20 protein-coding genes and 1 riboswitch are annotated in these 20,711 nt (G+C 71.4%); of the genes, 10 read left to right on the forward strand and 10 right to left on the reverse strand.

The annotated features are described in order from the left end of the window. Window positions 1–65 precede the first annotated feature (65 nt). From OG972_RS29680 to thiO, 5 genes are all read right to left on the reverse strand, one after another. Window positions 66–923, reverse strand: a complete 858-nt coding sequence (locus OG972_RS29680; RefSeq protein WP_266986598.1) for a deoxyribonuclease IV — start codon at window positions 921–923, stop codon at window positions 66–68. A gap of 6 nt (window positions 924–929) precedes the next feature. Further along, window positions 930–2,840: a Stk1 family PASTA domain-containing Ser/Thr kinase gene (gene pknB / locus OG972_RS29685; protein WP_266986600.1), complete on the reverse strand. Its 1,911-nt coding sequence runs from the start codon at window positions 2,838–2,840 to the stop codon at window positions 930–932. A 123-nt stretch (window positions 2,841–2,963) separates the two neighbouring features. Then, window positions 2,964–3,758 (reverse strand): thiazole synthase, encoded by a 795-nt coding sequence (locus tag OG972_RS29690; protein ID WP_266986602.1) that lies wholly within the window; start codon window positions 3,756–3,758, stop codon window positions 2,964–2,966. Between the two features lie 2 nt (window positions 3,759–3,760). Next, a complete protein-coding gene (thiS, locus tag OG972_RS29695) occupies window positions 3,761–3,979 on the reverse strand; it encodes a sulfur carrier protein ThiS (RefSeq protein ID WP_266986604.1) in 219 nt (72 codons plus the stop codon). Next, window positions 3,976–5,184 (reverse strand): glycine oxidase ThiO, encoded by a 1,209-nt coding sequence (gene thiO, locus OG972_RS29700; RefSeq protein WP_266986606.1) that lies wholly within the window; start codon window positions 5,182–5,184, stop codon window positions 3,976–3,978. Before thiO ends, thiS begins: the two co-directional genes overlap by 4 nt. Further along, window positions 5,182–5,294: riboswitch (TPP riboswitch) on the reverse strand. (Overlaps the previous gene by 3 nt.) A gap of 51 nt (window positions 5,295–5,345) precedes the next feature. On the opposite strand from thiO, the gene OG972_RS29705 reads away from it, so the two are divergent. From OG972_RS29705 to OG972_RS29735, 7 genes are all read left to right on the forward strand, one after another. Further along, complete coding sequence (locus tag OG972_RS29705) at window positions 5,346–5,687, forward strand: hypothetical protein (RefSeq protein ID WP_266986608.1); 342 nt, start codon at window positions 5,346–5,348, stop codon at window positions 5,685–5,687. A 28-nt stretch (window positions 5,688–5,715) separates the two neighbouring features. Next, complete coding sequence (locus OG972_RS29710; protein ID WP_266986610.1) at window positions 5,716–6,969, forward strand: NAD(P)/FAD-dependent oxidoreductase; 1,254 nt, start codon at window positions 5,716–5,718, stop codon at window positions 6,967–6,969. Between the two features lie 117 nt (window positions 6,970–7,086). Beyond that, a complete protein-coding gene (locus OG972_RS29715; protein ID WP_266986612.1) occupies window positions 7,087–8,835 on the forward strand; it encodes a peptide-N4-asparagine amidase in 1,749 nt (582 codons plus the stop codon). A gap of 42 nt (window positions 8,836–8,877) precedes the next feature. After that, complete coding sequence (locus OG972_RS29720) at window positions 8,878–9,243, forward strand: Rv2175c family DNA-binding protein (RefSeq protein WP_266986614.1); 366 nt, start codon at window positions 8,878–8,880, stop codon at window positions 9,241–9,243. A 125-nt stretch (window positions 9,244–9,368) separates the two neighbouring features. After that, on the forward strand, window positions 9,369–10,022 hold the full coding sequence (gene thiE / locus OG972_RS29725) for a thiamine phosphate synthase (RefSeq protein WP_266986616.1): 654 nt from the start codon (window positions 9,369–9,371) through the stop codon (window positions 10,020–10,022). Window positions 10,023–10,176: 154 nt separating this feature from the next. Continuing rightward, complete coding sequence (gene metF / locus OG972_RS29730; RefSeq protein WP_266990784.1) at window positions 10,177–11,094, forward strand: methylenetetrahydrofolate reductase [NAD(P)H]; 918 nt, start codon at window positions 10,177–10,179, stop codon at window positions 11,092–11,094. Between the two features lie 50 nt (window positions 11,095–11,144). After that, a complete protein-coding gene (locus OG972_RS29735; protein ID WP_266986618.1) occupies window positions 11,145–12,074 on the forward strand; it encodes a hypothetical protein in 930 nt (309 codons plus the stop codon). 106 nt (window positions 12,075–12,180) lie between these two features. Here OG972_RS29735 and OG972_RS29740 read toward each other — a convergent pair whose 3' ends face one another. From OG972_RS29740 to OG972_RS29760, 5 genes are all read right to left on the reverse strand, one after another. Then, a complete protein-coding gene (locus OG972_RS29740) occupies window positions 12,181–13,701 on the reverse strand; it encodes an NAD(P)/FAD-dependent oxidoreductase (protein ID WP_266986620.1) in 1,521 nt (506 codons plus the stop codon). A gap of 31 nt (window positions 13,702–13,732) precedes the next feature. Continuing rightward, the gene (locus OG972_RS29745; protein WP_266986622.1) at window positions 13,733–14,371 is read right to left on the reverse strand and encodes a DUF4126 domain-containing protein; all 639 of its coding nucleotides are present in this window, start codon (window positions 14,369–14,371) and stop codon (window positions 13,733–13,735) included. Between the two features lie 357 nt (window positions 14,372–14,728). Further along, complete coding sequence (locus tag OG972_RS29750) at window positions 14,729–15,340, reverse strand: TetR/AcrR family transcriptional regulator (RefSeq protein ID WP_266986624.1); 612 nt, start codon at window positions 15,338–15,340, stop codon at window positions 14,729–14,731. Between the two features lie 29 nt (window positions 15,341–15,369). Next, on the reverse strand, window positions 15,370–17,457 hold the full coding sequence (locus tag OG972_RS29755; RefSeq protein WP_266986626.1) for a YhgE/Pip domain-containing protein: 2,088 nt from the start codon (window positions 17,455–17,457) through the stop codon (window positions 15,370–15,372). After that, entirely contained in the window at window positions 17,429–18,229 is an 801-nt protein-coding gene (locus OG972_RS29760) for an ATP-binding cassette domain-containing protein (RefSeq protein ID WP_266986628.1), read from the reverse strand. Before OG972_RS29760 ends, OG972_RS29755 begins: the two co-directional genes overlap by 29 nt. 164 nt (window positions 18,230–18,393) lie before the next feature. Between OG972_RS29760 and OG972_RS29765 the strand changes: the two genes are divergently transcribed. The 3 genes from OG972_RS29765 (at window position 18,394) to OG972_RS29775 (ending at window position 20,474) form a co-directional block, all read left to right on the forward strand. After that, the gene (locus OG972_RS29765; RefSeq protein ID WP_266986630.1) at window positions 18,394–18,948 is read left to right on the forward strand and encodes an SAV_6107 family HEPN domain-containing protein; all 555 of its coding nucleotides are present in this window, start codon (window positions 18,394–18,396) and stop codon (window positions 18,946–18,948) included. A 102-nt stretch (window positions 18,949–19,050) separates the two neighbouring features. After that, on the forward strand, window positions 19,051–19,809 hold the full coding sequence (locus tag OG972_RS29770; RefSeq protein ID WP_266986632.1) for a bifunctional 2-polyprenyl-6-hydroxyphenol methylase/3-demethylubiquinol 3-O-methyltransferase UbiG: 759 nt from the start codon (window positions 19,051–19,053) through the stop codon (window positions 19,807–19,809). A gap of 272 nt (window positions 19,810–20,081) precedes the next feature. Continuing rightward, window positions 20,082–20,474: a DUF3040 domain-containing protein gene (locus OG972_RS29775; protein ID WP_266986634.1), complete on the forward strand. Its 393-nt coding sequence runs from the start codon at window positions 20,082–20,084 to the stop codon at window positions 20,472–20,474. The last annotated feature ends 237 nt before the right edge of the window (window positions 20,475–20,711 follow it).

Below are 20,711 nucleotides of genomic sequence, written 5' to 3' on the forward strand. Positions count from 1 at the left end.
TAGCGGTTCCTGTCGACAACAGGAACCGTATACCCCCTAGGGGTATTCCTCAATGGGTTTCGCGGTCAGCCGCAGTCGCGCAGCCCCCTCAGTCGTGCCACATCCGCCGCATGGCCTACCTTGCCGCCCGGCGTCTCGATGATCAGCGGCACCCCCGCCGTCGCCGGATGCGAGAACAGCTCCCGGAACGGCTCCTCACCGATGTGCCCGGCGCCGATGTTCTCGTGCCGGTCCTTGTTGGCTCCCACCACGTCCTTGGAGTCATTGGCGTGGATCAGCTTCAGCCGCCCCTCGCCGACCGTGTCCACCAGCAGGTCCAGGGTCTGCTTCATACCCGCGGGACCCGCCAGATCATGGCCCGCCGCGTAGATGTGGCAGGTGTCGAGACAGACACCGAGCTTGGGGTGGGCGTCGAGTGCGTCGAAATACGGGCCGAAGTCCCAGGTCCGCGAGCAGAGCGAGAACCCCTGTCCGGCCGTCGACTCCAGCAGCAGATACGGGTCGTCGTCATGGGTCAGCTCGTCGAGGAGCGGCCTCATGTGCGCCCGTACCTGCGCCAGGGCCTCCGCGCGCGGCCGGCCGCCGGTCGCCGAGCCGGTGTGCACCACGACGCCCAGGGCGCCGATCTCGCGGGCCCGGCGCAGGGAGTGGCGCAGCGAGTCCACGGACTTCTCCACGGTGGCCTCGGTGTGCGAGCCGAAATTGATCAGGTACGGGGCGTGGACGTACGCCGGTATCGACTCGGCTGCACACTCGGCGCGGAACTGTTCGTCCTGCGCCGGGTTCCCGGTGGGTGTGGCCCAGCCGCGCGGATTGGCGACGAACACCTGGACGGCCTCCGCCCCCATCTCGCGGGCGTACGGCAGGCCGACTCTGGCGAGGCCGCCGGCCACGGGGATGTGGCCGCCGACGGGGTTGCGCATATGGATCTAGAGCCCCTTGGTCTTGATGGTGATGGTGCTGCCCTCGGGGGCCTGTTCGCCGCCGTCCACGGACTGGCTGGCGATCTTGTCGCTGAAGGAGAGGAACGGGCGGTCGACCTTGACCTCGAAGCCCGCCGCCTTCAGCAGGCTCGTCGCCTTGTCGACGTCCTTGCCGGTGACGTCCGGTACGTCGATCATCCGCGGGCCCTTGGAGACCGTGAGCGTGATGGTGTCGCCCTCGGCGACCTGGGCACCCTGACCCGGGGACTGGTGCGCGATGTCGCCCTCGGCCTCGGGAGAGTTGACGCGGCCGGGCAGCACCTCGGCCTTCAGCCCCTCCTCGTCCAGTGCGGCGGTGGCGTCCTGGACCGACAGTCCGGTGACATCGGGGACATCGACCGGGCTGCCCTTGCTGACGACCAGGGCGACCGCGGAGTCGGGGTGGCGCTCGGCGCCCGCTTCGGGATCCGTACGGATCACGTCGCCCCGGTCGAACTCCCCGCTGAACTCCCTGGTGACCATGCCGGGCACCAGCCCGCTCTTCTTCAGCGTCTGCCGGGCCTCGGCCAGCGCGATGCCCTCGACGTGGGGCACCTTCACGATCTCCGGGCCGCGCGAGACGGTGATCGTCACCGAGCCGTTGCCCCGGATCCGGGCGCCGGACTTCGGATCGCTGCCGATGACCCTGCCACGCTCGACGCTGTCGCTGTAGGCCCGCTTGACGCTCTTCAGCTCCAGCCCGGATTCCGAGAGCCGCTGCTCGGCCGCCTTCTCGGTCTGGCCGAGCAGGGAGGGGACCCGGGTGAACTGTCCCGAGTTGATGTACCAGACACCGGCACCGACCCCGAGCACCAGCAGCACGGCGACGATCGCGGCAAGCATTCCGCGCCGCGGCCCGCGTCGGGCCTGCCGGTCCTGCTTGGGCGGCAGCGGCGGGGGCATCTCCAGCCGGCTGGTGTGATGGGCGGTGCCCTGACCGACCGGGAGCACCCGTGGGATCACGCTCGTGCGGTCCTCGGCGGCGTCGTGCACCTCGGCGAGGGCCTGCGGCGGTACGGCGTCCAGTTGTTCGTCGGTGAGCGCGGCGCGCGCGGTGCGGGCCTCGGCCAGCAGGGCCACCGCGTCGAACGGGCGGACCTCGGGGTTACGGGCGGTGGCGCTCGCGACCAGGTGGTCCAGCTCGACCGGGAGCCCGGGGACGACGGCCGAGGGGGCCGGGACGTCCTCGTTGAGGTGCTGGTAGATGACCTGGGCGGGGGAGTCGCCGGTGTGCGGCTTGGCGCCCGTCAGCATCTCGTACAGCACGACACCGCAGGCGTACACATCGGTGCGGGTGTCCGCCGTGCCGTGCTCGATCTGCTCGGGGGCGAGGTAGGAGACGGTGCCCAGGACGGATCCGGTGGTGTTGGTGTCGGAGCCCACAGCCCGTACGAGACCGAAATCCGCGACCTTCACCCGGCCGTCGTCCCCTATCAGGACGTTCTCCGGCTTCATGTCGCGGTGCACGAACCCCGCCCGGTGTGCGGCACCGAGCGCTGCGAGGACCGGCTCCAGGATGTCCAGGGCGGCGCGCGGCTGCAGGGCGCCGCGCTCGCGCAGGACGTCGCGCAGCGTGCAGCCCGCGACGTACTCCATCGCCAGGTAGACGTACGCCCCCTGGGCGCCCTGGTCGAAGACCGCGACCACATTGGGGTGCGCGAGTCTGGCCACCGACTTGGCCTCGCGGATGAAGCGCTCGACGAACGAGGCGTCGGTCGCGAGCGCCGGGTGCATCACCTTGAGGGCGAGCACCCGGTCGAGCCGGGTGTCCATGGCCCGGTAGACCGTGGCCATCCCGCCCACGGCGATGCGGGCATCGACGCGGTAGCGGCCGTCGAGCAGCTGCCCGACGAGCGGGTCCTGGAGGGTCATATCCACGCAGCCGAGTCTACGAGCCACTGCGGACACGACCGACGGGCCGGGGCGATCCCGGGGCCGTACTGCAGCCGAGCCGTGACAGGGACATGCACTTCAGCAACGTACGGACCCGGGAGCGTGCGCTCAGAACGCCGGCCGCTCCGGGTCCAGCACCGCCCGCCCCTCCACCGGTGAGGAGGCCTCGGCGAAATGGCGCCGCGGGATCCGGCCCGCGCGGTACGCCAGCCGCCCGCCGTCCACCGCGTGCCGCATCGCGGCCGCCATCAGCTCGGGCTCCTGCGCCCGGGTCACCGCCGACGCCAGCATCACCGCCGCGCACCCCAGCTCCATCGCGAGCGCCGCGTCCGAGGCGGTCCCGGCGCCCGCGTCGAGAATGACCGGAACCCGGGCCTGCTCGACGATCAGCTGGAAGTTGTGCGGATTGCGGATGCCGAGCCCGGAGCCGATGGGGGAGCCGAGCGGCATGATCGCCGCGCATCCCACGTCCTCCAGTTTCCGGGCGAGCACCGGGTCGTCGCTGGTGTACGGCAGGACGGTGAACCCGTCGTCCACCAGGGTCTCCGCGGCGTCCAGCAGCTCGATCGGGTCGGGCAGCAGAGTCCGCTCGTCGGCCACGACCTCCAGCTTGATCCAGTCGGTGCCCAGCGCCTCGCGGGCCAGCCGGGCGGTCAGCACGGCCTCGCCCGCGGTGAAGCAGCCCGCCGTGTTCGGCAGGACGCGGATCGAGAGGCGTTCGAGGACGGAGAGCACCGAGCCCTGCACGGTCGGGTCGAGGCGGCGCATCGCGACGGTGGTCAGCTCGGTGCCGGACGCCGTCAGGGAGCGTTCGAGCACGTCGAGGCTGGGCGCCCCGCCCGTTCCCATGATCAGTCGGGAGCCGAACGTGGTGCCGCCGAGGGTGAAGAGATCGTCGGACATGGTCAGCCTCCCTGGACCGCGGTGAGGACTTCGATCCGGTCGCCGTCGGCGAGGGCGGCGGCCGCCCAGCGGCTGCGCGGGACGACGGTCTCGTTGAGCGCCGCGGCCACCCCGGAGGTCGCCGCCGTCAGAGTCGCGACAAGGGTCTCCAGGGTGGTCCCCGCGGCGATCGAACGGGGATCGCCGTTCACGGAGACGGTGAGCGGAAGGGAGTCGGTCATGCGGGCTGCTCCTGACGTACGGAGGCGGAGGGCGGTACGGGGGAGGGTGCGAACCGTCCGGGGGCGAAGGGGCGGGCCACCGCCGGCAGCTCGCCGGTGGTCAGCAGCTCGGCCATGGCGTCACCGGTGACGGGGGTGAGCAGGACGCCGTTGCGGTGGTGGCCGGTGGCGAGGTGGAGGCCGGGCAGGGCGGTGGGGCCGAGCAGCGGGGCGTTGTCGGGGGAGGCGGGGCGAAGTCCGGCCCGGGTCTCGGTGAGCGGCAGTTCGGTGATGCCGGGCACCAGCTCGTGGGCGTCGCGCAGCAGCTCGTACACACCGCCCGCCGTGACGGTGGTGTCCCAGCCCATCTCCTCGCTGGTCGCGCCGACGACGAGCTCGCCGTTCTCGCGCGGGACGAGATAGACATGGCTGCCCCGGACCACGGCCCGCACGGTGCGGGTGAGGAACGGTGCGTACGCGGCGGGTACCGTCAGCCGGAGCACCTGTCCCTTCACGGGCCGCACCGGGGGAACGACCTCGTCCGGCAGGCCGGCGAGCCGCCCGCTGCGGCTGCCCGCGGCGAGTACGACCTGGTCGGCGGCCAGCTCCGTACCGGCCGCGAGTACGGCTCCGGCGGCCCGGTCCCGTGCCACGCCGAGGCGTTCCACCCGGTCGCGGTGGAAGACCACCCCGGCCCGCTCGCAGGCCGTCAGCAGAGCGGCGGCCAGCCGGCGGGGATCGACCTGGTGGTCGCCGTCGACCCGCAGGCCGCCGCGCACGCCCGGCGCCAGCATGGGCTCCAGCCGGCGGCACTCACGGCCGGTGAGCCACTCCGACTCCAGCCCCGAACGCTGCTGCAGCGCGTGCAGCTCCCGCAGATGGGCGCGGTCGTCGGAGTCCAGGGCGACCGCCAGGGTGCCACAGGCGCGGAAGCCGATGTCCTGGCCGCTCGCCGCCTCCAGTTCGGCCGCGAAGGCCGGGTAGCGCGCGGCGGACGCGACATTGAGGCCGAGCAGCATCTGCTCGCCGTAGTGGAGTTCGGTGACGGCGGCGAGCATCCCGGCCGCGACCTGGGCGGCCCCGCCGCCCGGTTCGGGGTCGACGACCGCGGTGCGCAGACCGCGCTGCGCAGCCCGCCAGGCGGTCACCAGACCGATGATCCCGCCCCCGATGACGAGGACGTCGGATCCTTGTGCGGATACGGATGTGTTCCCGGAAGAACGCATGGGCGTCCAGCCCCTCCCTTCGCCGGCATGACCCGGATCAGGTTCGTACGGTCGGAGGCCGCCCAGCCTCCCTCTCAGCCCGGTGCGTCCGGGCTCCCGCGAGTGTCTTACGGTGGCCACCCTAGACCCCGTCCCCCGGAACCTGTAAGGGAGCAGTCACCGTGGCCCGTTCGCTCGACGGACTCGTCCTGTCGCCGGTCGCCGACCAGGCGCCGGGCCAGGTCGGCACCCGTACCCGCTTCACGTACCACGAGGAGGACGGCCGGATCTGGGCCGAGTACGCGGGCGGCGACGTGGTCCGGGGCCATCTCGTCGGCACCAGGACCGCCGATCGACTCGACTTCCGGTACGTCCAGTTGAAGCAGGACGGAACGACATCCTCCGGACACTGCCTCTCCACCGTCGTCGACCTCGCGGACGGCCGGGTGCGGCTGGACGAGCGGTGGGAGTGGGAGTCGCAGGAGGGCAGCGGGACGAGTGTGGTCGAGGAACTGTATGGCTGACGGATCGTCAGGTGCTTAAGGTGGACAGGTGAGCGAGCAGCAGACTGAGCAGCCGGACCGGCGGACCGAGCGCCGCATCGTCATCGTCGGTGCGGGCATGGCCGGTGTGCAGACCGCGGTGGCCCTGCGGGAACAGGGCTTCACCGGCCCGGTCACCCTGATCGGAGCCGAACCCCACCAGCCCTACGACCGGCCGCCGCTGTCCAAGGCGGTGCTGCTCGGCAAGGCCGAGGACTCCGCCTTCGATATCGACTTCGAGGCGCTCGACATCGAGCTGCAACTGGGCCGCGACGTGACCGGCGTGCGGTCCGCGGCGCACGAACTGGACACCCCGACAGGCCCCGTCCCGTACGACGTCCTGGTCATCGCCACGGGCGCCGAACCGGTCGAGCTCCCGGGCTCGGAGGGTGTGCGCGGCGTCCATCTGCTGCGCACCCTCGACGATGCCGCACGGCTGCGGCCGGTCCTCGGGGAGCAGCACACCGTCGTGGTCGTCGGCGCCGGATGGATCGGCGCGGAGTTCGCCACCGCGGCCCGCGCCGCGGGCTGCGAGGTCACCGTCGTCGAGGCCGCCGACCGGCCGCTCGCGGGCGTCCTGCCCGCCGAGGTCGCCGCCCCGATGGCCCGCTGGTACGGGGAGAGCGGCGCAGAACTCCTCACCGGTGCCCCGGTGGCCCGCATCGAGCCAGGGCGCGTGGTCCTCGCCGACGGCCGCGCACTCGCGGCCGGAGCGGTGGTCGTCGGGATCGGTGCCCGGCCCGCCACCGCCTGGCTGGCCGGCTCCGGCATCGCGCTCGGCCCGGACGGATCGGTGACCGCCGACGAAGCGCTGCGCACCTCGCTGCCCGATGTGTACGCCGTCGGGGACTGCGCCTCCTTCCCCTCCGCGCGGTACGGCACGCGCCTCCTCGTCCACCATTGGGACAACGCCCTCCAGGGGCCGCGGACCGCCGCCGCCAACATCATCGGCGCCGGATCCGGCGGGGCGCCGCAGCCCCTCACGTACGACCCCGTGCCGTACTTCTGGTCCGAGCAGTTCGACCGGTTCGTGCAGTACGCGGGCCATCACGGGGGCGCCGACACGCTGCTGTGGCGCGGCGACCCGGACGGTCCCGCCTGGTCGGTGCTCTGGCTGCGGGAGGGCGCGCTGGTCGCCGTCCTCGCCGTCGGCCGGCCGCGCGACCTGGCCCAGGGGCGCAAGCTCATCGAGGCGGGGGCGCGGCTCGATCCGGAGCGGGCCGGTGACCCGTCCGTACCGCTGAAATCGGCGACTTGTCAGTAGGCGTACGGGCAACGGATGTTGACGTCCGCTATGTGGACGACCCCTTGAGGGGAGGCAGAAGTTAGTGCACCGTGCCTCTTTTGGAGTGCTCATTTCATATCTCTTCGAAGGATGCGCATGTTTCGACACAGATGGGCCCGCGCGCTGCGGGGAATCTCCATGGCCTCGGCGTCGATCGCGCTCGTCGGAGGCGCACTCGCCGCCCCGGCGTACGCGGGCACCGCTCCCCAGCCCGGTTCCAACCCGGCAGTCGACTACCAGGACCCGATCGACGCGCTGCCGCCGGTCTCCCGCCCGGACACCAAGCAGTGCTCGGTGACGGCCGTCGACCACGACTTCGGCTACACCCTCGGCGGACCGCCGTACACCACCACGCTCACCCCGCCCGAGAAGTGCAAGGGTCCGTGGAACAAGGTCGTCCTCGACTGGTCGGGCAGCGTGAAGGGGCGTCAGTACGACCGCCTCGCCGCGGTCTTCATCGGTGGCGCGGAGGTCTTCCGCACCAGCACCGCCGAGCCCGACGAAGACGGCATCAGCTGGCACGTCGCCAAGGACATCACCGACTTCGCGCCGCTCCTCAAGGACCCGCAGAAGCTCCAGCTGGAGCTCGGCAACGTTGTCAACGACACGTACACCGGCGTGTACAAGATCAAGCTGACGGTCACGTACTACCAGGCCGACAAGCGTCACCCGGCCGCCACCACGGCCGACCGCATCGTCCCGCTCGGTAACACCGGCTCTGTCGGCGCCCCCTGGATGGACATCGGCAAGGGCGGCTCCACCCGCACCGAGGTCACCTTCCCGCGCAATCTGACCCGCGCGCGCCTGGAGGTTTACGCACGCGGGGGCGGCTGCGACGAGCAGTGGTTCGACGCGGTCCCCAGCGACCTGGCGGAAACCGCTCCGGACTACCTCTGCGGCGGCGGCCCCTACCGTGAGGTGCAGGTCGCGGTGGACGGACAGCCCGCCGGTCTCGCCCAGCCGTACCCCGTGGTGTACTCCGGTGGCATCGTGCCGACCCTGTGGCGCCCGATCCCGGCCATTGACCAGTTCAAGACCGAGGCGTACGACATCGATCTCACCCCCTTCGCGGGCCTGCTGGCCGACGGCAAGCCGCACGCCATCAGCATCACCCCGTACGGCGCGGCCGACGGCTGGAACGTCGACGGTTCGCTCTTCCTCGACACGGACGCGCACGCGTCCCGCACGAGCGGCAAGGTGACCACCAACACGCTCAGCCACACCCCGGTCGTGAAGACCGTCCAGACCCCGGGCAAGAACGGCTCCACGGACGTCTCCGTGTCGACCGGCCGCTCCTGGAAGATCTCGGGCTACGTCCAGACCTCGAAGGGCCGGGTCACCACCACCGTCGAGCAGGAATTCGCGTACACCAACACGGACACGGTCTCCAGGACCGGGCAGCAGCAGACGATGCACCAGCGCGACCACGGCGCCACCACGGTGACGACCACGACGGGCGGGCGTACCAGCGCGCAGCGGCACGCCTGGTCCTACCCCATCGACGTCGACATGGACATCCCGGTCTACGGCGACTACAACAACTACGACCTGAGGGCCGCCGTCACCCAGCGCCGTGTGCTGATCGACACCTCCCGGACGGGCTCCGCGAGCGTGTGGCGCACGGACGCCGTCACGGACGACACCGTGGACTCGACCGGCAACCTCGCCCGCACGGGCGGCGTGGTCACCGCCGCGGACGGAGCCTCGGCCGAGAAGTACCGGGGCACCACCGACACCGGAGCCTGCTACTCGCGTGTCCTGGAGTCCGCCCATGGCTGGATCACCAGCGACCAGCAGTCCCGTTGCCGCGTCGCGGACGTGGTTCGCGAGGCCCTGAAGGGATGAGTCCGGGTATCGGCTGTCAGTGCGGGATGGCAGGCTTGTCCTGTGACCGAGATTGACGCAAAGATCGATGCTCTCGTCCCTGCCTGGCTCCACCTCCCCGACATCGCAGAAATGTTCGATGTCGAGGTGACGCGCGTGCGGCAGCTGGTCAAGGAAGGCCAGCTCATCGCCGTACGACGTGGTGAGAACCGGGCGCTCCAGGTGCCTGCTGCCTTCATCGACGGCAACAAGGTGGTCAAGGGCCTCTCCGGCACCCTGACGCTCCTGAGGGACGACGGCTTCTCCGACGAAGAGGTGCTGGAATGGCTCTTCACCCCTGACCCGACCCTGCCGGGTACCCCCGCACAGGCGCTGAGCGAGAATCGCGGCACGGAGGTGAAGCGCCGCGCCCAGGCGCTCGCCGTCTGACCGGGACGACCGTACGTGGGGTGCGGGCCGTGCGCCTCTGCACGGCCCGCACCGCCGCATGGCCGCCCCGTCGTACCGCTCCGCATCACCGGTCGTACCGCTCCGTCCCAAGGGGGAACCGCACCATGCCCACGCCTCGCGCGCTGCTGTCCGACGCCCGGCTCTATCTGTGCACGGACGCCCGCAGGCGCGAGGGTGACCTCCCCGAGTTCCTCGACGCCGTACTCTCCTCCGGCGTCGACATCGTCCAGCTGCGCGACAAGGGCATGGAAGCGGCCGAGGAGCTCGAGCACCTCGCTGTCTTCGCCGACGCCTGCAGGCGCCACGGCACGCTCCTCGCGGTGAACGACCGGGCCGATGTCGCTCATGCCATCGGCTCCGATGTGCTCCACCTCGGCCAGGGGGACCTGCCCGTGTCCGCCGCCCGGGCCATCATCGGCGAGGACGTGGTCATCGGCCGCTCCACACACGCCGAGTCCGAGGTCGACGCGGCCGTCGCCGAGCCCGGCGTGGACTACTTCTGCACCGGACCCTGCTGGCCCACCCCGACCAAGCCCGGTCGGCACGCCCCGGGTCTCGACCTCGTGCGGTACGCCGCCTCGCTCGGCCGGACGCGCCCGTGGTTCGCCATCGGCGGGATCGACGCGGACAATCTCGACGAGGTGCTGGACGCGGGGGCGCGCAGGGTCGTGGTCGTACGGGCCATTACCGAGGCCGACGATCCGGCTGCGGCCGCCGCCGGGCTCGCGAAGCGGATCAGGGCACGCGCCGACGTCTGACAAGCACGTCGGGAAGTCGCGGGGCATCCATGAGCGACCGGGTCCGCCCGGGGACTGCGCGAAGGGTGTCCGAGGGGTGGACAAACCACCAGTCAATTCGGGCAATTGCCGCTGGTCTGGTTGGGGCACCGTCGAGCCCTGGTTAACCTTCAGTATGGCCCTTGGCACTCCTTCTACCAGAACAGATCACGCACGCACCGTGCGTGATCTTCTCGCGACCGGCAAGACGTCGTATTCGTTCGAGTTCTGGGCGCCCAAAACCGAGAAGGGCGAGCGGAATCTCTGGAATGCGCTGCGCCGTGTCGAGGCGGTGAGGCCGAGCTTCGTCTCCGTGACATACGGCGCCGGCGGCTCCACCCGGGCCGGAACGGTGCGGGCCACCCAGCAGATCGCTGCCGATTCCACGCTCACCCCGGTCGCCCATCTGACCGCCGTCAACCACTCCGTCGCCGAACTCCGCAACATGATCGGGCAGTACGCGGACGCCGGAATCAGGAACATCCTCGCCGTGCGCGGCGACCCGCCGGGCGACCCGATGGGCGAGTGGGTCGAGCACCCGCAGGGTGTGCCGTACGCGGCCGATCTCGTCCGGCTCATCAAGGAATCCGGCGATTTCTGTGTCGGCGTCGCCGCATTTCCCGAGATGCACCCGCGCTCGACCGACTGGGACGCGGACATCCAGCATTTCGTGGACAAGTGCCGCGCCGGCGCCGACTATGCGATCACGCAGATGTTCTTCAATCCGGAGGACTATTTGCGTATGCGTGACCGAGTGGTTGCTGCGGGTTGCGACACGCCGATCATCCCCGAGGTCATGCCGCTCACCAGCGTCAAGCAGTTGGAGCGGTTTCCGCAGCTCAGCAACGCGTCGCTGCCGTCGTCGCTGAAAGAACGCATCCTCGCCGTCAAGGACGATCCCGCCGCTGTACGCTCCATTGGGATTGAGTTCGCGACGGAGTTCTGCGCGAGGCTGCGGTCCGAGGGCGTGCCCGGACTGCACTTCATCACGCTCAACAACTCGACGGCGACGCTCGAAATCTACGAGAATCTCGGACTGCACAAGCAGTCGTGACCGGCCGTACCCGCCACGATCCGGGGCGGTGGCCGTAGAAGGGGGCGGGCATGGGCTGGACGGTCCTCTATATCGCGTTCGGCATCGTGGCGTTGTGGCTGCTCGGCGAAGTGCTGCTGCAGTACAAGGCGCGCCTTCGCTGGCGCCTGCTCGCCTTCGCCGGCTTCGCCTGTGTGGTCGTCGGCGTGCTGATGCCGTCCGTGTTCGTCATCGCCGTCGGCGCGATCGCGTTCGCCACCGGCCAGACGTACGTCACGCTCTCGTTCCGGCGCGGCTTCTCGACCGGCTGGGCCATAGGGGGCAGCCCGGGCGAGAGCCGTCGCCGCCGGGCGGGGGGCGCCCGGGACACCCACCGGGAGCCCACGCTGGAGGTGTCGGACCTGGAGATGGAGTACGACCACTCGGGCCAGGACGAGGCGAAGAACCCCGCTCCCGCGAGCGCGGCCGCGGTCTACGAGCCGGAGCCGCTGCCCGACGACACCGGGCAGTACGGCATCTACACCGACCCCCAGCCCGCGCACCAGTCCCAGCAGGCGCAGCCCCAGTACGCCTCCTACGAGCCGTACCCGGACTACTCCACGTACACCGCGCCCGCCCCGGACTCGTACGCCGGCCAGGACAGCTACGGCGGGCAGGGCACGTACGCGAGCCAGGACTCCTACGCCGGGCAGTACGACTACGGCACGGACCGGCAGCAGTACGCCGCGTACTCCGACCCGTACATCGGCACCACCACCGGCTCCCCGCAGTACGGGGCGCAGGACCCGTACGCGAGCCATGACAGCTACGGCGGTCAGCAGCAGTTCACGGCAGACCCCTACGCCCAGCAGTACGCCTCCGAGACGCCGCCGGGCGGCGTCTGGGTGCCGCAGCAGCGCGAGGGCGAGCAGTACCCGCCGCTGCCGCCGGAGCAGCCCGCACAGCCCGCGCCGTTCCCGAACGGTTACGACACCGGCTACAACGACCAGTACCGCTACTGACGGGACAGGCCGCGCCGTCGGGCGAAGGCCGAGCTCGTCGGCTGCCGGAAGACGGGGCGGCGGCCGGACGTGTCCGGCACCCGCCCCCTCAGGGGCACCGGGCCCCTCACTGGGAGCCGCGGAAGCCGTCCCCCTCCACGATGAGCCCGGCGACGAGCGCCCCCGACATCCCGGCGTGCGCGAGCCCGCCGCCCGGGTGCGACCAGCCGCCCGCGAGGTAGAGCCCGGGCAGCCGGGTGCGGTTGCCCGGATGCAGATACGCGCCCCCGGCCCCGGCGAGGGCGGGCGCGGGCACCGAGCCGCCCTCGGCGCCGGTATCGGCCGCGCTCTCGGCGGGCGTCCGCACCTCGGCGTGGAGCACCCGCTCCCGTATCCCGGGAACGGCCGCGCCGGCCGCCTCGATCAGCGTGGCTGCGTACCGCTCGCGCAGCGCACCATCCGTCCAGTCCACCGCGCCGTGCGGGGCGACCGTCGCCGTGAGCGTCACGGCCTCGTGGGCGTCGTCGGGGCGGGTTGTGGGGTCGTCGGGGCGGATCACCGTCACCGTGGGACCTGCGGCGAGCCGGCCGCCGAACACCGCCTCGCGCTCCGCCGCGCCGTTCGCGCCGTGCACCACCGTCCGGTGCACCGCGTCCGCGGGCCGGGCGCCGCGCAGCGACAGCAGGACCTGGAACCGGCCCGGCACCGGCGTCCCGCCGCCCGGTCGCGGCTGAGCCGTCACATCACCGCTCTGCCAGAGCCCCTGACCAGGCACCAGATCCGGGTGCGGCCAGGCCCCCAGCACCACGTGGTCGGCCTCCGCGACCGTGCCCGCGGCGAGCTCGACGCCCGCTGCCCGGCCGTCCTTCTCCACGACCCGGGCCACTTCGGCGCCGAAGACGAACTCCACCTTCCGGGCCAGGCACCGCTCGTACACCGCCTGCGCCAGCGCCCGGATTCCGCCCGCCACGTACCAGCTGCCGAACGTCTCCTCCATGTACGGCAGAAGGGCCGCGCTCGCCGGTGCGCCCAGCGGATCGAGGCCGTACGACAGCGCGTATCCGTCGAGGAGAGCGGCCAGCCGGGGGTCCGTCAGCTCCCAGGCGCCGACCTCCGCGACCGTGCCCGCCAGGCGTGCTGAGCGCAGCAGCCGGCGCTGCCGGAGTGCCGGGTACGGATCGCGGCCCAGCACCTCCCAGTCGGCGCGCAACGGCTCCTCGAGCAGTGGCCGCCGGGACCGGTCCCAGGCATCGCGGGCCCGGTCCAGGAACCCGCCCCAGCTGCCGCCCGCACCGGCCCCCAGCGCACTGTCCAGGGCGGCGACCACCCCGGCGCGCGAGGCGTTCGGCAGCGAGACCGCCGTGCCGTCGGCGAAGAGATGGCGGCTCGCCGGGTCGACCTGCGTCATCGTGACGCACCGCTCCAGCGGCTCCTTGCCGGTCTTCACGAACAGGTCGCGGTAGACGGCGGGCAGATGCAGCAGCGAGGGGCCGGTGTCGAACGCGAAGCCGTCGCGGGCATACCGGCCGACCGAACCGCCGAAGGTCTCCGACCGCTCGTACACCGTCACCCGGTGGCCTGCCACGGCCAGCCGGGCGGCCGCTGCCATCGCGCCCATCCCGGCGCCGATCACCGCAATACGTGCCATGTCAGTGACCTTAGCGGCCGGCACCGACAGCTCAGCCGGAAGGCCGGTGCGAACGAGGCGCCGAAGGCCCCGAACCCGTTCCGGCCAGGTGTTTCTCCTCCCGCCGCTGCGCTCTGCGGCGCAGGAACCGGCGGATGCGGGAGGCCAGGAAGATCAGTATCACCAGGCCGAGGAAGAGCAGGGTCGCGGCGATGACCGCCGCCGCCAGCGGATGGAATATCGCGAACGTGATGATCCCGGCGACGCCGAGGTCCTCGGCCGTGCTCACCGCGATATTGCTGAACGGCTCGGGGGAGGTGTTCACCGCCATCCTGGTACCCGCCTTTACCAGATGGCTCATCAGCGCCGTGGAACCGCCGACGGCCCCGGCCGCGAGCTCCGGCAGCGAACCGCTCTCTCCGGCCAGCAGCGCCGCCACGACAGCCCCGGCGACCGGCCTGATGACGGTGTGTACCGAGTCCCAGACCGAGTCCACGTACGGGATCTTGTCCGCGACCGTCTCGCACAGGAAGAGAACGGCGGCCACCACGAGCACATCGGTGCGCTGCAGCGACGCGGGCACCTCGTCGCTGATTCCGGTCGCGCCGAAGATGCCGAGCAACAGGACCACCGCGTAGGCGTTGATCCCGCTCGCCCAGCCACTTGTGAACACCAGGGGGAGTACGGACACGGACGCGATCGTAACCAGGAGCGTGCCGCTCCGGGTGGGGTCCGGTGCGCAGCTCTGAGTATCCGTACCTAGTCGGCGAGATGAGTAGGTACGCGGATGGGCTCCCGCCTGCGCAGACGGAAGAGTGGAGGGCACGGAAGGGGCGCAGCGCCGGTACCGCCGACACGGGGCGGCGGAACGGGTGCCGCACTCCTTCCGGAACGGGGGCGCACGGGGGTGCGCAACGGAGGGCCGCGGACCACGGGGGAAGGCTTTCCGGCAGTGCAGGAAGCGCCGGTCGGGCGAGGCTCGGGGGGATCGAGCCTCGCAGGACCGGCGCTTCCGCGTGTGCGGACGTCGCCCCGGGGGGCGGGTGTGTCAGTGCCCGCTGACCCGGCCGTGCAGCAGCAGGGACAGCGCCGAGTGCACATCGTCCATGGACCGCTCCGGCTGGAACGCCTTCCAGTCCAGGGCCGCCACCAGGACCATGCCGACCAGTGCCGCCGCCGTCAGCGGGATGTCGATCTCCTCGCTGAGCTCACCGTTGCCGACGCCTCCGCGCAACACGTCCTCGACCACGGCGACGGCCTCCTGACGTACCACCAGGAGGGTCGCCTGCCAGGCGCGGTTGGTGCGCCACAGCTCGGCGACGTACAGCTGGGTGAAGGCCGGATAGCGGTCGATGAAGGCCAGACCGGCCCTGATCATCGCGTCCAGGGCCTCGACCCGGGTACCGCCGCGCTCGGCCGTCTCCTCGGCCGCGGACCGCAGCGAAGCGGTCAGCAGCCCGACGCCGTGCCGCAGCAGTTCCTCGAAGAGTTCGGTCTTGCTCTTGAAGTTGTAGTAGACCGTGCCCTTGGCGACCCCGGCGCGCTCGGCGATCTCGTCGACCGTGGTCGCCGAGAAACCCTTCTCGGCGATGAGAGTGACGGCCGCCTCGTAGAGCTTCTGCCGGGTGGCCTGGCGGCGCGTGGTGCTACTGCTTTCCATGCGCTCGATTCTCACAGGTCCGGGCGCGCTCACAGGCTCAGCTCCGGATGCAGCCGGTCCAGCGTCCACACCTGCTTGCGTCGGGCGGACACCGCGGTCAGGGCCAGTGCCCCCGCGGTGAACGCCAGCAGCACCGCGCAGCCCTGCCAGACCGGGCCCAGCCCGCCGCCCGTGATCAGCCGGCGCAGGCTCTCGACGATGTAACTCATCGGCAGGTACGGGTGGATCGCACCGAAGAAGCCGGGGCTGGTCTGGACGGGGTACGTGCCCCCGGCCGAGGTCAGCTGCAGCATCAGCACCGCGAGCACGAGGATCCGTCCCGCCGCACCGAACCGGGCGTTCAGCCACTGCACGATCGCACCGAAGCAGCAGGTCACGAGGGCGAGGAAGCCGATCGTCCCGGCGGCATGGGCCATCTGCAGCCCCAGCCCCCAGTGCAGTACGGACATCAGGGCGACCACCTGCAGCAGACCGATCGCGGCCACCGGCAGCCACCCGGCGAAGGCAATGCGCCAGGCGGAGGCCCCCGCGGCGAGCGCCCGCCGGTTGAGCGGCTGGATCAGCATGTACGCCACCATCGCGCCGACCCAGAGGGAGAGCGGGATGAAGTAGGGAGCGAATCCGGTGCCGTAGTTGGGGGCCCGGTGCAGCGACTGGGAGGCGAGCTTGACCGGATCGGCCATGACATCGGTGCGCCGGTCGCGGTCCTGCTTGTCGTAGTCCGGGATCTTGCCGACGCCGTCGTTCAGCCCCTGGGCAAGCGTGGCGGAACCGTCGTTCAGCCGGATCAGCCCGCCGTCCAGGTCGGTTGCGCCCGTCTTCAGCCTGCCGACGCCGGTGTTCAGATCGGCGGATCCGGTCTTGGCCGTGGCGAGACCCGTGTGCAGTTCGTCCGCGCCCCTGGCGACCTTGTGGGCGCCGGTGTTGAGCGCGTTGATCTTCGCGACGGCGGACTTCAGGTCCTCGTCCAGGTGCGGGGAGCGCTCGGCGAGGGCGTCGGCCTGCTTCTGCAGAGTGGTGAGCTGCCCGCGCAGCTTCTTCAGGTCCCCGTTCTGGTCCTTCACCAGGACGTTCACGTCGTCGGCGACCTTCGCGACGTCGGCGGCCGCGGTCGTGGCGCGCTTCAGCGGGGGACAGACGGTGGGGTCGGGGAGCGGCTGCTCCGTGCAGCGGGTGCGGTAGACATCGGCCAGATCGTCGGAGGCGTTGTGGGCGGCGGTCGCCGCGGTGGGCGCCGCCTTCACCAGCACGTCGAGGTTGTCCCGCACGGTCTGCGAGGAATCGGCGACCAGCCGGGCGGTGTCACCGATCGACTTGCCGTTGTCCTTCAGGAACGGGCGGACGTCGGCAGCCACGCCGTTGACCTTGTCGGCGAGGAGCTGGGTGCCGTCGGCGACCTGCCGGGAGCCGGTTTCGAGGTCTCCAGCGCCCTTGTCCAGCTTGACGATCCCGCTCTCCAGGCGCCCGCTGCCCGCCTTGGCGTCCTTCAGCCCGTCCGCGAGGTCCTTCGAGCCCTTCTTGGCCTTGACGATCCCGTCCTTGAGGTCGTCGGCGCCCTTGGCCGCCTCGGCCGTCGCGTCGTGGAGGTCGGAGAAGGAGATGAAGATCCGGTCCAGGAAGCCGCGCGAGGCGTTGGTCGAGGCGGCGGTGCGGACCTCGGAGAACACCGTCCGGGAGATCTGCCCGACGATGTAGTTGTTGGCGTCGTTCGTCCGGACCTGGAGAGCGCCGGTCTCGGGGGAGTCACCCGAACTGGACGCGATCCGCTTGCTGAAATCCGACGGCATGGTCAGCGAGAGGTAGTAGGTACCGTCCTCGACGCCCCGGCCGGCCTCGGCGGAGCTCACCTCGTGCCACTCGAAGACCTTGGAGTCGAGCAGCTTGGCGGTGATCTCGTCACCCGCCTCGACGCGCTTGCCGGCCGCGGTGGCGCCCTTGTCGTCGTTGACCAGCGCGACGGGGATCTTGTCGAGGCGGCTGTACGGGTCCCAGAAGGACCACAGGTACAGGGCGCCGTAGAGCAGGGGCAGCAGCAGGAGCGCGACGAGTGCGGCGCGGGGCAGCTTCCCTCTGCCGAAACGCTTCAGCTCAAGCGCGGCCAGTCTCGGCGATCGCATCGGCCGTCCCCTTCTCGGTCGCCGTCGCCACAGGAGCGTCGGTGGTCTCTGCGGTGTCGGTGGTGTCCGTGGCCCCGGTGCCGTCCGTGCGCACGGTGATCGCGCCCTCGGGGGCCTGGCTGCAGACGGCGATCACGGTCGTCCCGCCGGCGGCGACGGAGCGCAGCATCTCCCAGGCTTCGGCGCGCTCGGCGTCGGAGAGCTTGAGATCGGTGTCGTCCACGGCGAGCAGCCGTGGGCGGCCGATCAGCGCGAGGGCGACGGACAGCCGCAGCGCCTCCAGCCGTTCCAGATCGCGTACGGAGGTCCGCTCGGCCTTGGGCAGGGTCGTGGGGTCGAGTCCGGCGGCGTCCAGTGCGGCGTCGATCCGGGCCCGGGCCGTGCCGGCGCGCTCGGCGCGCGGGCGGAGCAGGGCACGCAGCGAGCCGTCGAAGCGGCGCTGCAGGAGGGCCCGCTCGCGCAGGTGCTCGGAGACGGTGAGGGCCGGGTCGAGCTCGCTGACGCCGGGGACCGGGCCGAGGGCGCTGATCCTGCGTACGGCGGCCATCTGGCGCGGCAGGCGCAGACCGCCGATCTCCGCACGGCCCTCGGAGGGACGCATCCGGCCGGTGAGGGCGAGCAGCAGACAGGTGCGGCCGGAGCCGGACGGGCCCTCGATCGCGACCAGTGCGCCGGGCCCGGCATCGATCCGCACGCTCCGGAAGGCCCAGCCACGTGGTCCCTTGAGCCCGAAGTCCTCGGCGGTGACAGCTGCCCCGTGCGGGCTGTCCACAGATCCTCCCTTTTTGAACTGACCAGTCAGTTCAAAAGGTAGCCCGAACTCGCGAGCGAAGCAAAAGTGCAGGTCAGGGGCCGATCGGGGCCGATTGTCAGTGGTGTCCCCCACGATGGATACATACGGCCACGGAGCCGTCACACGACGACAGGAGGTTCGTCATGGCCAACTCGTCCGCAGCAGCCGCCTCTCGGCGCCGCGCAGGCGGCCCTGCCCCCTCACCGACCGGCCCCGCCCCGTCCTCTCCATCGAGCGGTCCGGCGAACGACGTCCACCCCGTGCTGCGCCGCGCCACGGCGCCGCCCGCAGCCCTCGACCTGCTCGCCCAGGCCCGCATCGGCCTCGACGAGGCCGCCGTGCTCACCGTGCCGAACGAGCGCTATGCCACCGCCCACCTCGCGGCCCTGCGCACCGCCGCCGCCGTGCTCGCCGCACGCGGACGGCCCGAGACCACCAGGCGGAGGCGGGAAAGGATCCGCAGCGCCTGGGAAGTCCTTCCGGAGATCGCCCCGGAACTCACCGAATGGAGCGCCCTCTTCGCCTCCGGGGCCCGCCGCCGGGCCCGCGCGGAAGCGGGTATACCGGGGGCGGCCAGCAGTCGTGACGCCGACGACCTGCTGCGCGACGCGGCCATGTTCCTGCGCCTCGTCGAGCGGCTGCTGGTCCTCCAGCCGACACTCCCACAGGCCCGGAAGGAGCGGCCCGACGCGGGATGACGGCGGCGGTGGCCCGAGGCAATAGGGTGGACAGCACCTGCATCACCTGCACTGTTCACGCTCCGCCGTCAGCGGCGGCACCGTGCCGAGGAGTCATCTGCCGTGTCGGACCAGCTGCGCCCCCGCGCCTCCCTCCGTACCGCCGTGGTCTGGGACGTCCTGAAGGACGCCCTCGGCCGCCAGGTCAAGGCGACCGGCCGGGACGCCCTGGACGTCCTGGACACCGGTGGCGGCACCGGCAACTTCGCGGTGCCGGTCGCCCGGCTCGGCCACAAGGTCACCGTCGTCGACCCCAGCCCCAACGCGCTTTTCGCGCTGGAGCGCCGCGCCGCCGAGGCCGGGGTCGCCGACCGTGTCCGCGGCGTCCAGGGCGACATCCTCGGTCTGTTCGAGGTGGTCGACCGCGGTGGGTACGACGCGGTGCTCTGCCACGGAGTCCTGGAGTACGTCGACGACCCCGCCGAGGGCGTACGGAACGCGGTCGACGCACTCCGCCCGTCCGGCGAACTCAGCCTGCTCGCCGCCGGACTCGGCGGCGCCGTCCTGGCCCGGGCGCTCGCCGGGCACTTCACCGAGGCCCGGCGGGCGCTCACCGACCCGGCGGGCCGCTGGGGCGAAGGCGACCCGGTGCCCCGGCGGTACACCGCGGAGCAGCTCACCGAACTGGTCTCCGCAGCGGGCGTCGAGGTCGGCGCGGTCCACGGTGTACGGGTCTTCGCCGACCTCGTACCCGGCGTCCTCGTGGACACCGAATCCGGTGCGATGGATGCACTGCTCAAGCTGGAGAGCGCCGTCGCGGAACTGCCGGCCTTCCAGTCGGTCGCGACCCAGCTGCACGTTCTGGGCACCAAGGGCGCCTGAGGGGCGGCTGCAGCGCGGCTGATCAGCAACGCAGCTGCAGACGGAGTACGCCCCAGGACGCCCGATCGGGGGCTGCGCCACGTATGATCGGGGGAGACCATCCGGCATGACGGATCGGAGGTTGGGGAATCTACGCCTCAGCAGCTGAGCCGTCGTGGCGGCCCGGACTGGCTGATTGGCGATGAGGGCGGGTTTCACGGGGGCGAATCCCTGCCTATCCTGGAAGGGCCGCATACCGGCCGCCCCCCGCGGCCGACGACGAGGAGGACTCCGTGCCGCTCTCGGAGCACGAGCAGCGAATGCTCGAGCAGATGGAGCGAGCGCTGTACGCCGAAGATCCCAAGTTCGCGACAGCGCTCGAGGGAAGCGGGCTGCGTACGTACACCCGACGACGGGTCTACCAGGCGGTCGCAGGCTTCCTGGTGGGTATCGCGCTCCTCATGGCCGGAATGGTCGCCCAGCAGATCTGGATCAGCGTGGTGGGATTCCTCGTCATGCTGGGCTGCGCGGTCCTTGCGGTCACTGGTTGGCGCAAGGCGCCCAAGCCCGGCGAGCAACAGGCAGCCGGCGGCGGGAGCGGGCGCCGACAGTCCAAGCAACGCCGAACGGTGATGAACCGGATCGAGCAGCGGTGGCAGCGACGCCGCGACGAGCAGGGCCAGTAACGCTTCGGAAAACCGTGGGTGAGGGGCGGCCGCAGAAATGCGGCCGCCCCTCACCCATGTTCGCCCGGGGCTGTGACCGCTCACGGGTGTTTCCAGGCCCTGCCCGGCGCCGATCAAGTACGTCCTGTACGAGGACGATCCTCCGCCTTGCGATGCACCGCACCGGACGCCGCAGGCTGATCCACGAAGATCGACCGGACAGGACCTGAGCGCCGGACGGGCCGCGGCCGCTCGACG

This window comes from Streptomyces sp. NBC_01669 (genome assembly GCF_026339735.1).
GTDB classification, from domain to species: Bacteria; Actinomycetota; Actinomycetes; order Streptomycetales; family Streptomycetaceae; genus Streptomyces; species Streptomyces yanii.

What these genes read in the sequence shown, in the direction of transcription:
- thiE (WP_266986616.1), top strand. Translation starts at nt 9,369, where the DNA reads ATGCCCACGCCTCGCGCGCTGCTGTCCGACGCCCGGCTCTATCTGTGC.
- OG972_RS29765 (WP_266986630.1), top strand. Translation starts at nt 18,394, where the DNA reads ATGGCCAACTCGTCCGCAGCAGCCGCCTCTCGGCGCCGCGCAGGCGGC.
- thiO (WP_266986606.1), bottom strand. Translation starts at nt 5,184, where the DNA reads ATGCGTTCTTCCGGGAACACATCCGTATCCGCACAAGGATCCGACGTC.
- OG972_RS29755 (WP_266986626.1), bottom strand. Translation starts at nt 17,457, where the DNA reads ATGCGATCGCCGAGACTGGCCGCGCTTGAGCTGAAGCGTTTCGGCAGA.
- OG972_RS29680 (WP_266986598.1), bottom strand. Translation starts at nt 923, where the DNA reads ATGCGCAACCCCGTCGGCGGCCACATCCCCGTGGCCGGCGGCCTCGCC.
- OG972_RS29750 (WP_266986624.1), bottom strand. Translation starts at nt 15,340, where the DNA reads ATGGAAAGCAGTAGCACCACGCGCCGCCAGGCCACCCGGCAGAAGCTC.
- OG972_RS29715 (WP_266986612.1), top strand. Translation starts at nt 7,087, where the DNA reads ATGTTTCGACACAGATGGGCCCGCGCGCTGCGGGGAATCTCCATGGCC.
- OG972_RS29690 (WP_266986602.1), bottom strand. Translation starts at nt 3,758, where the DNA reads ATGTCCGACGATCTCTTCACCCTCGGCGGCACCACGTTCGGCTCCCGA.
- OG972_RS29740 (WP_266986620.1), bottom strand. Translation starts at nt 13,701, where the DNA reads ATGGCACGTATTGCGGTGATCGGCGCCGGGATGGGCGCGATGGCAGCG.
- OG972_RS29735 (WP_266986618.1), top strand. Translation starts at nt 11,145, where the DNA reads ATGGGCTGGACGGTCCTCTATATCGCGTTCGGCATCGTGGCGTTGTGG.
- thiS (WP_266986604.1), bottom strand. Translation starts at nt 3,979, where the DNA reads ATGACCGACTCCCTTCCGCTCACCGTCTCCGTGAACGGCGATCCCCGT.
- metF (WP_266990784.1), top strand. Translation starts at nt 10,177, where the DNA reads ATGGCCCTTGGCACTCCTTCTACCAGAACAGATCACGCACGCACCGTG.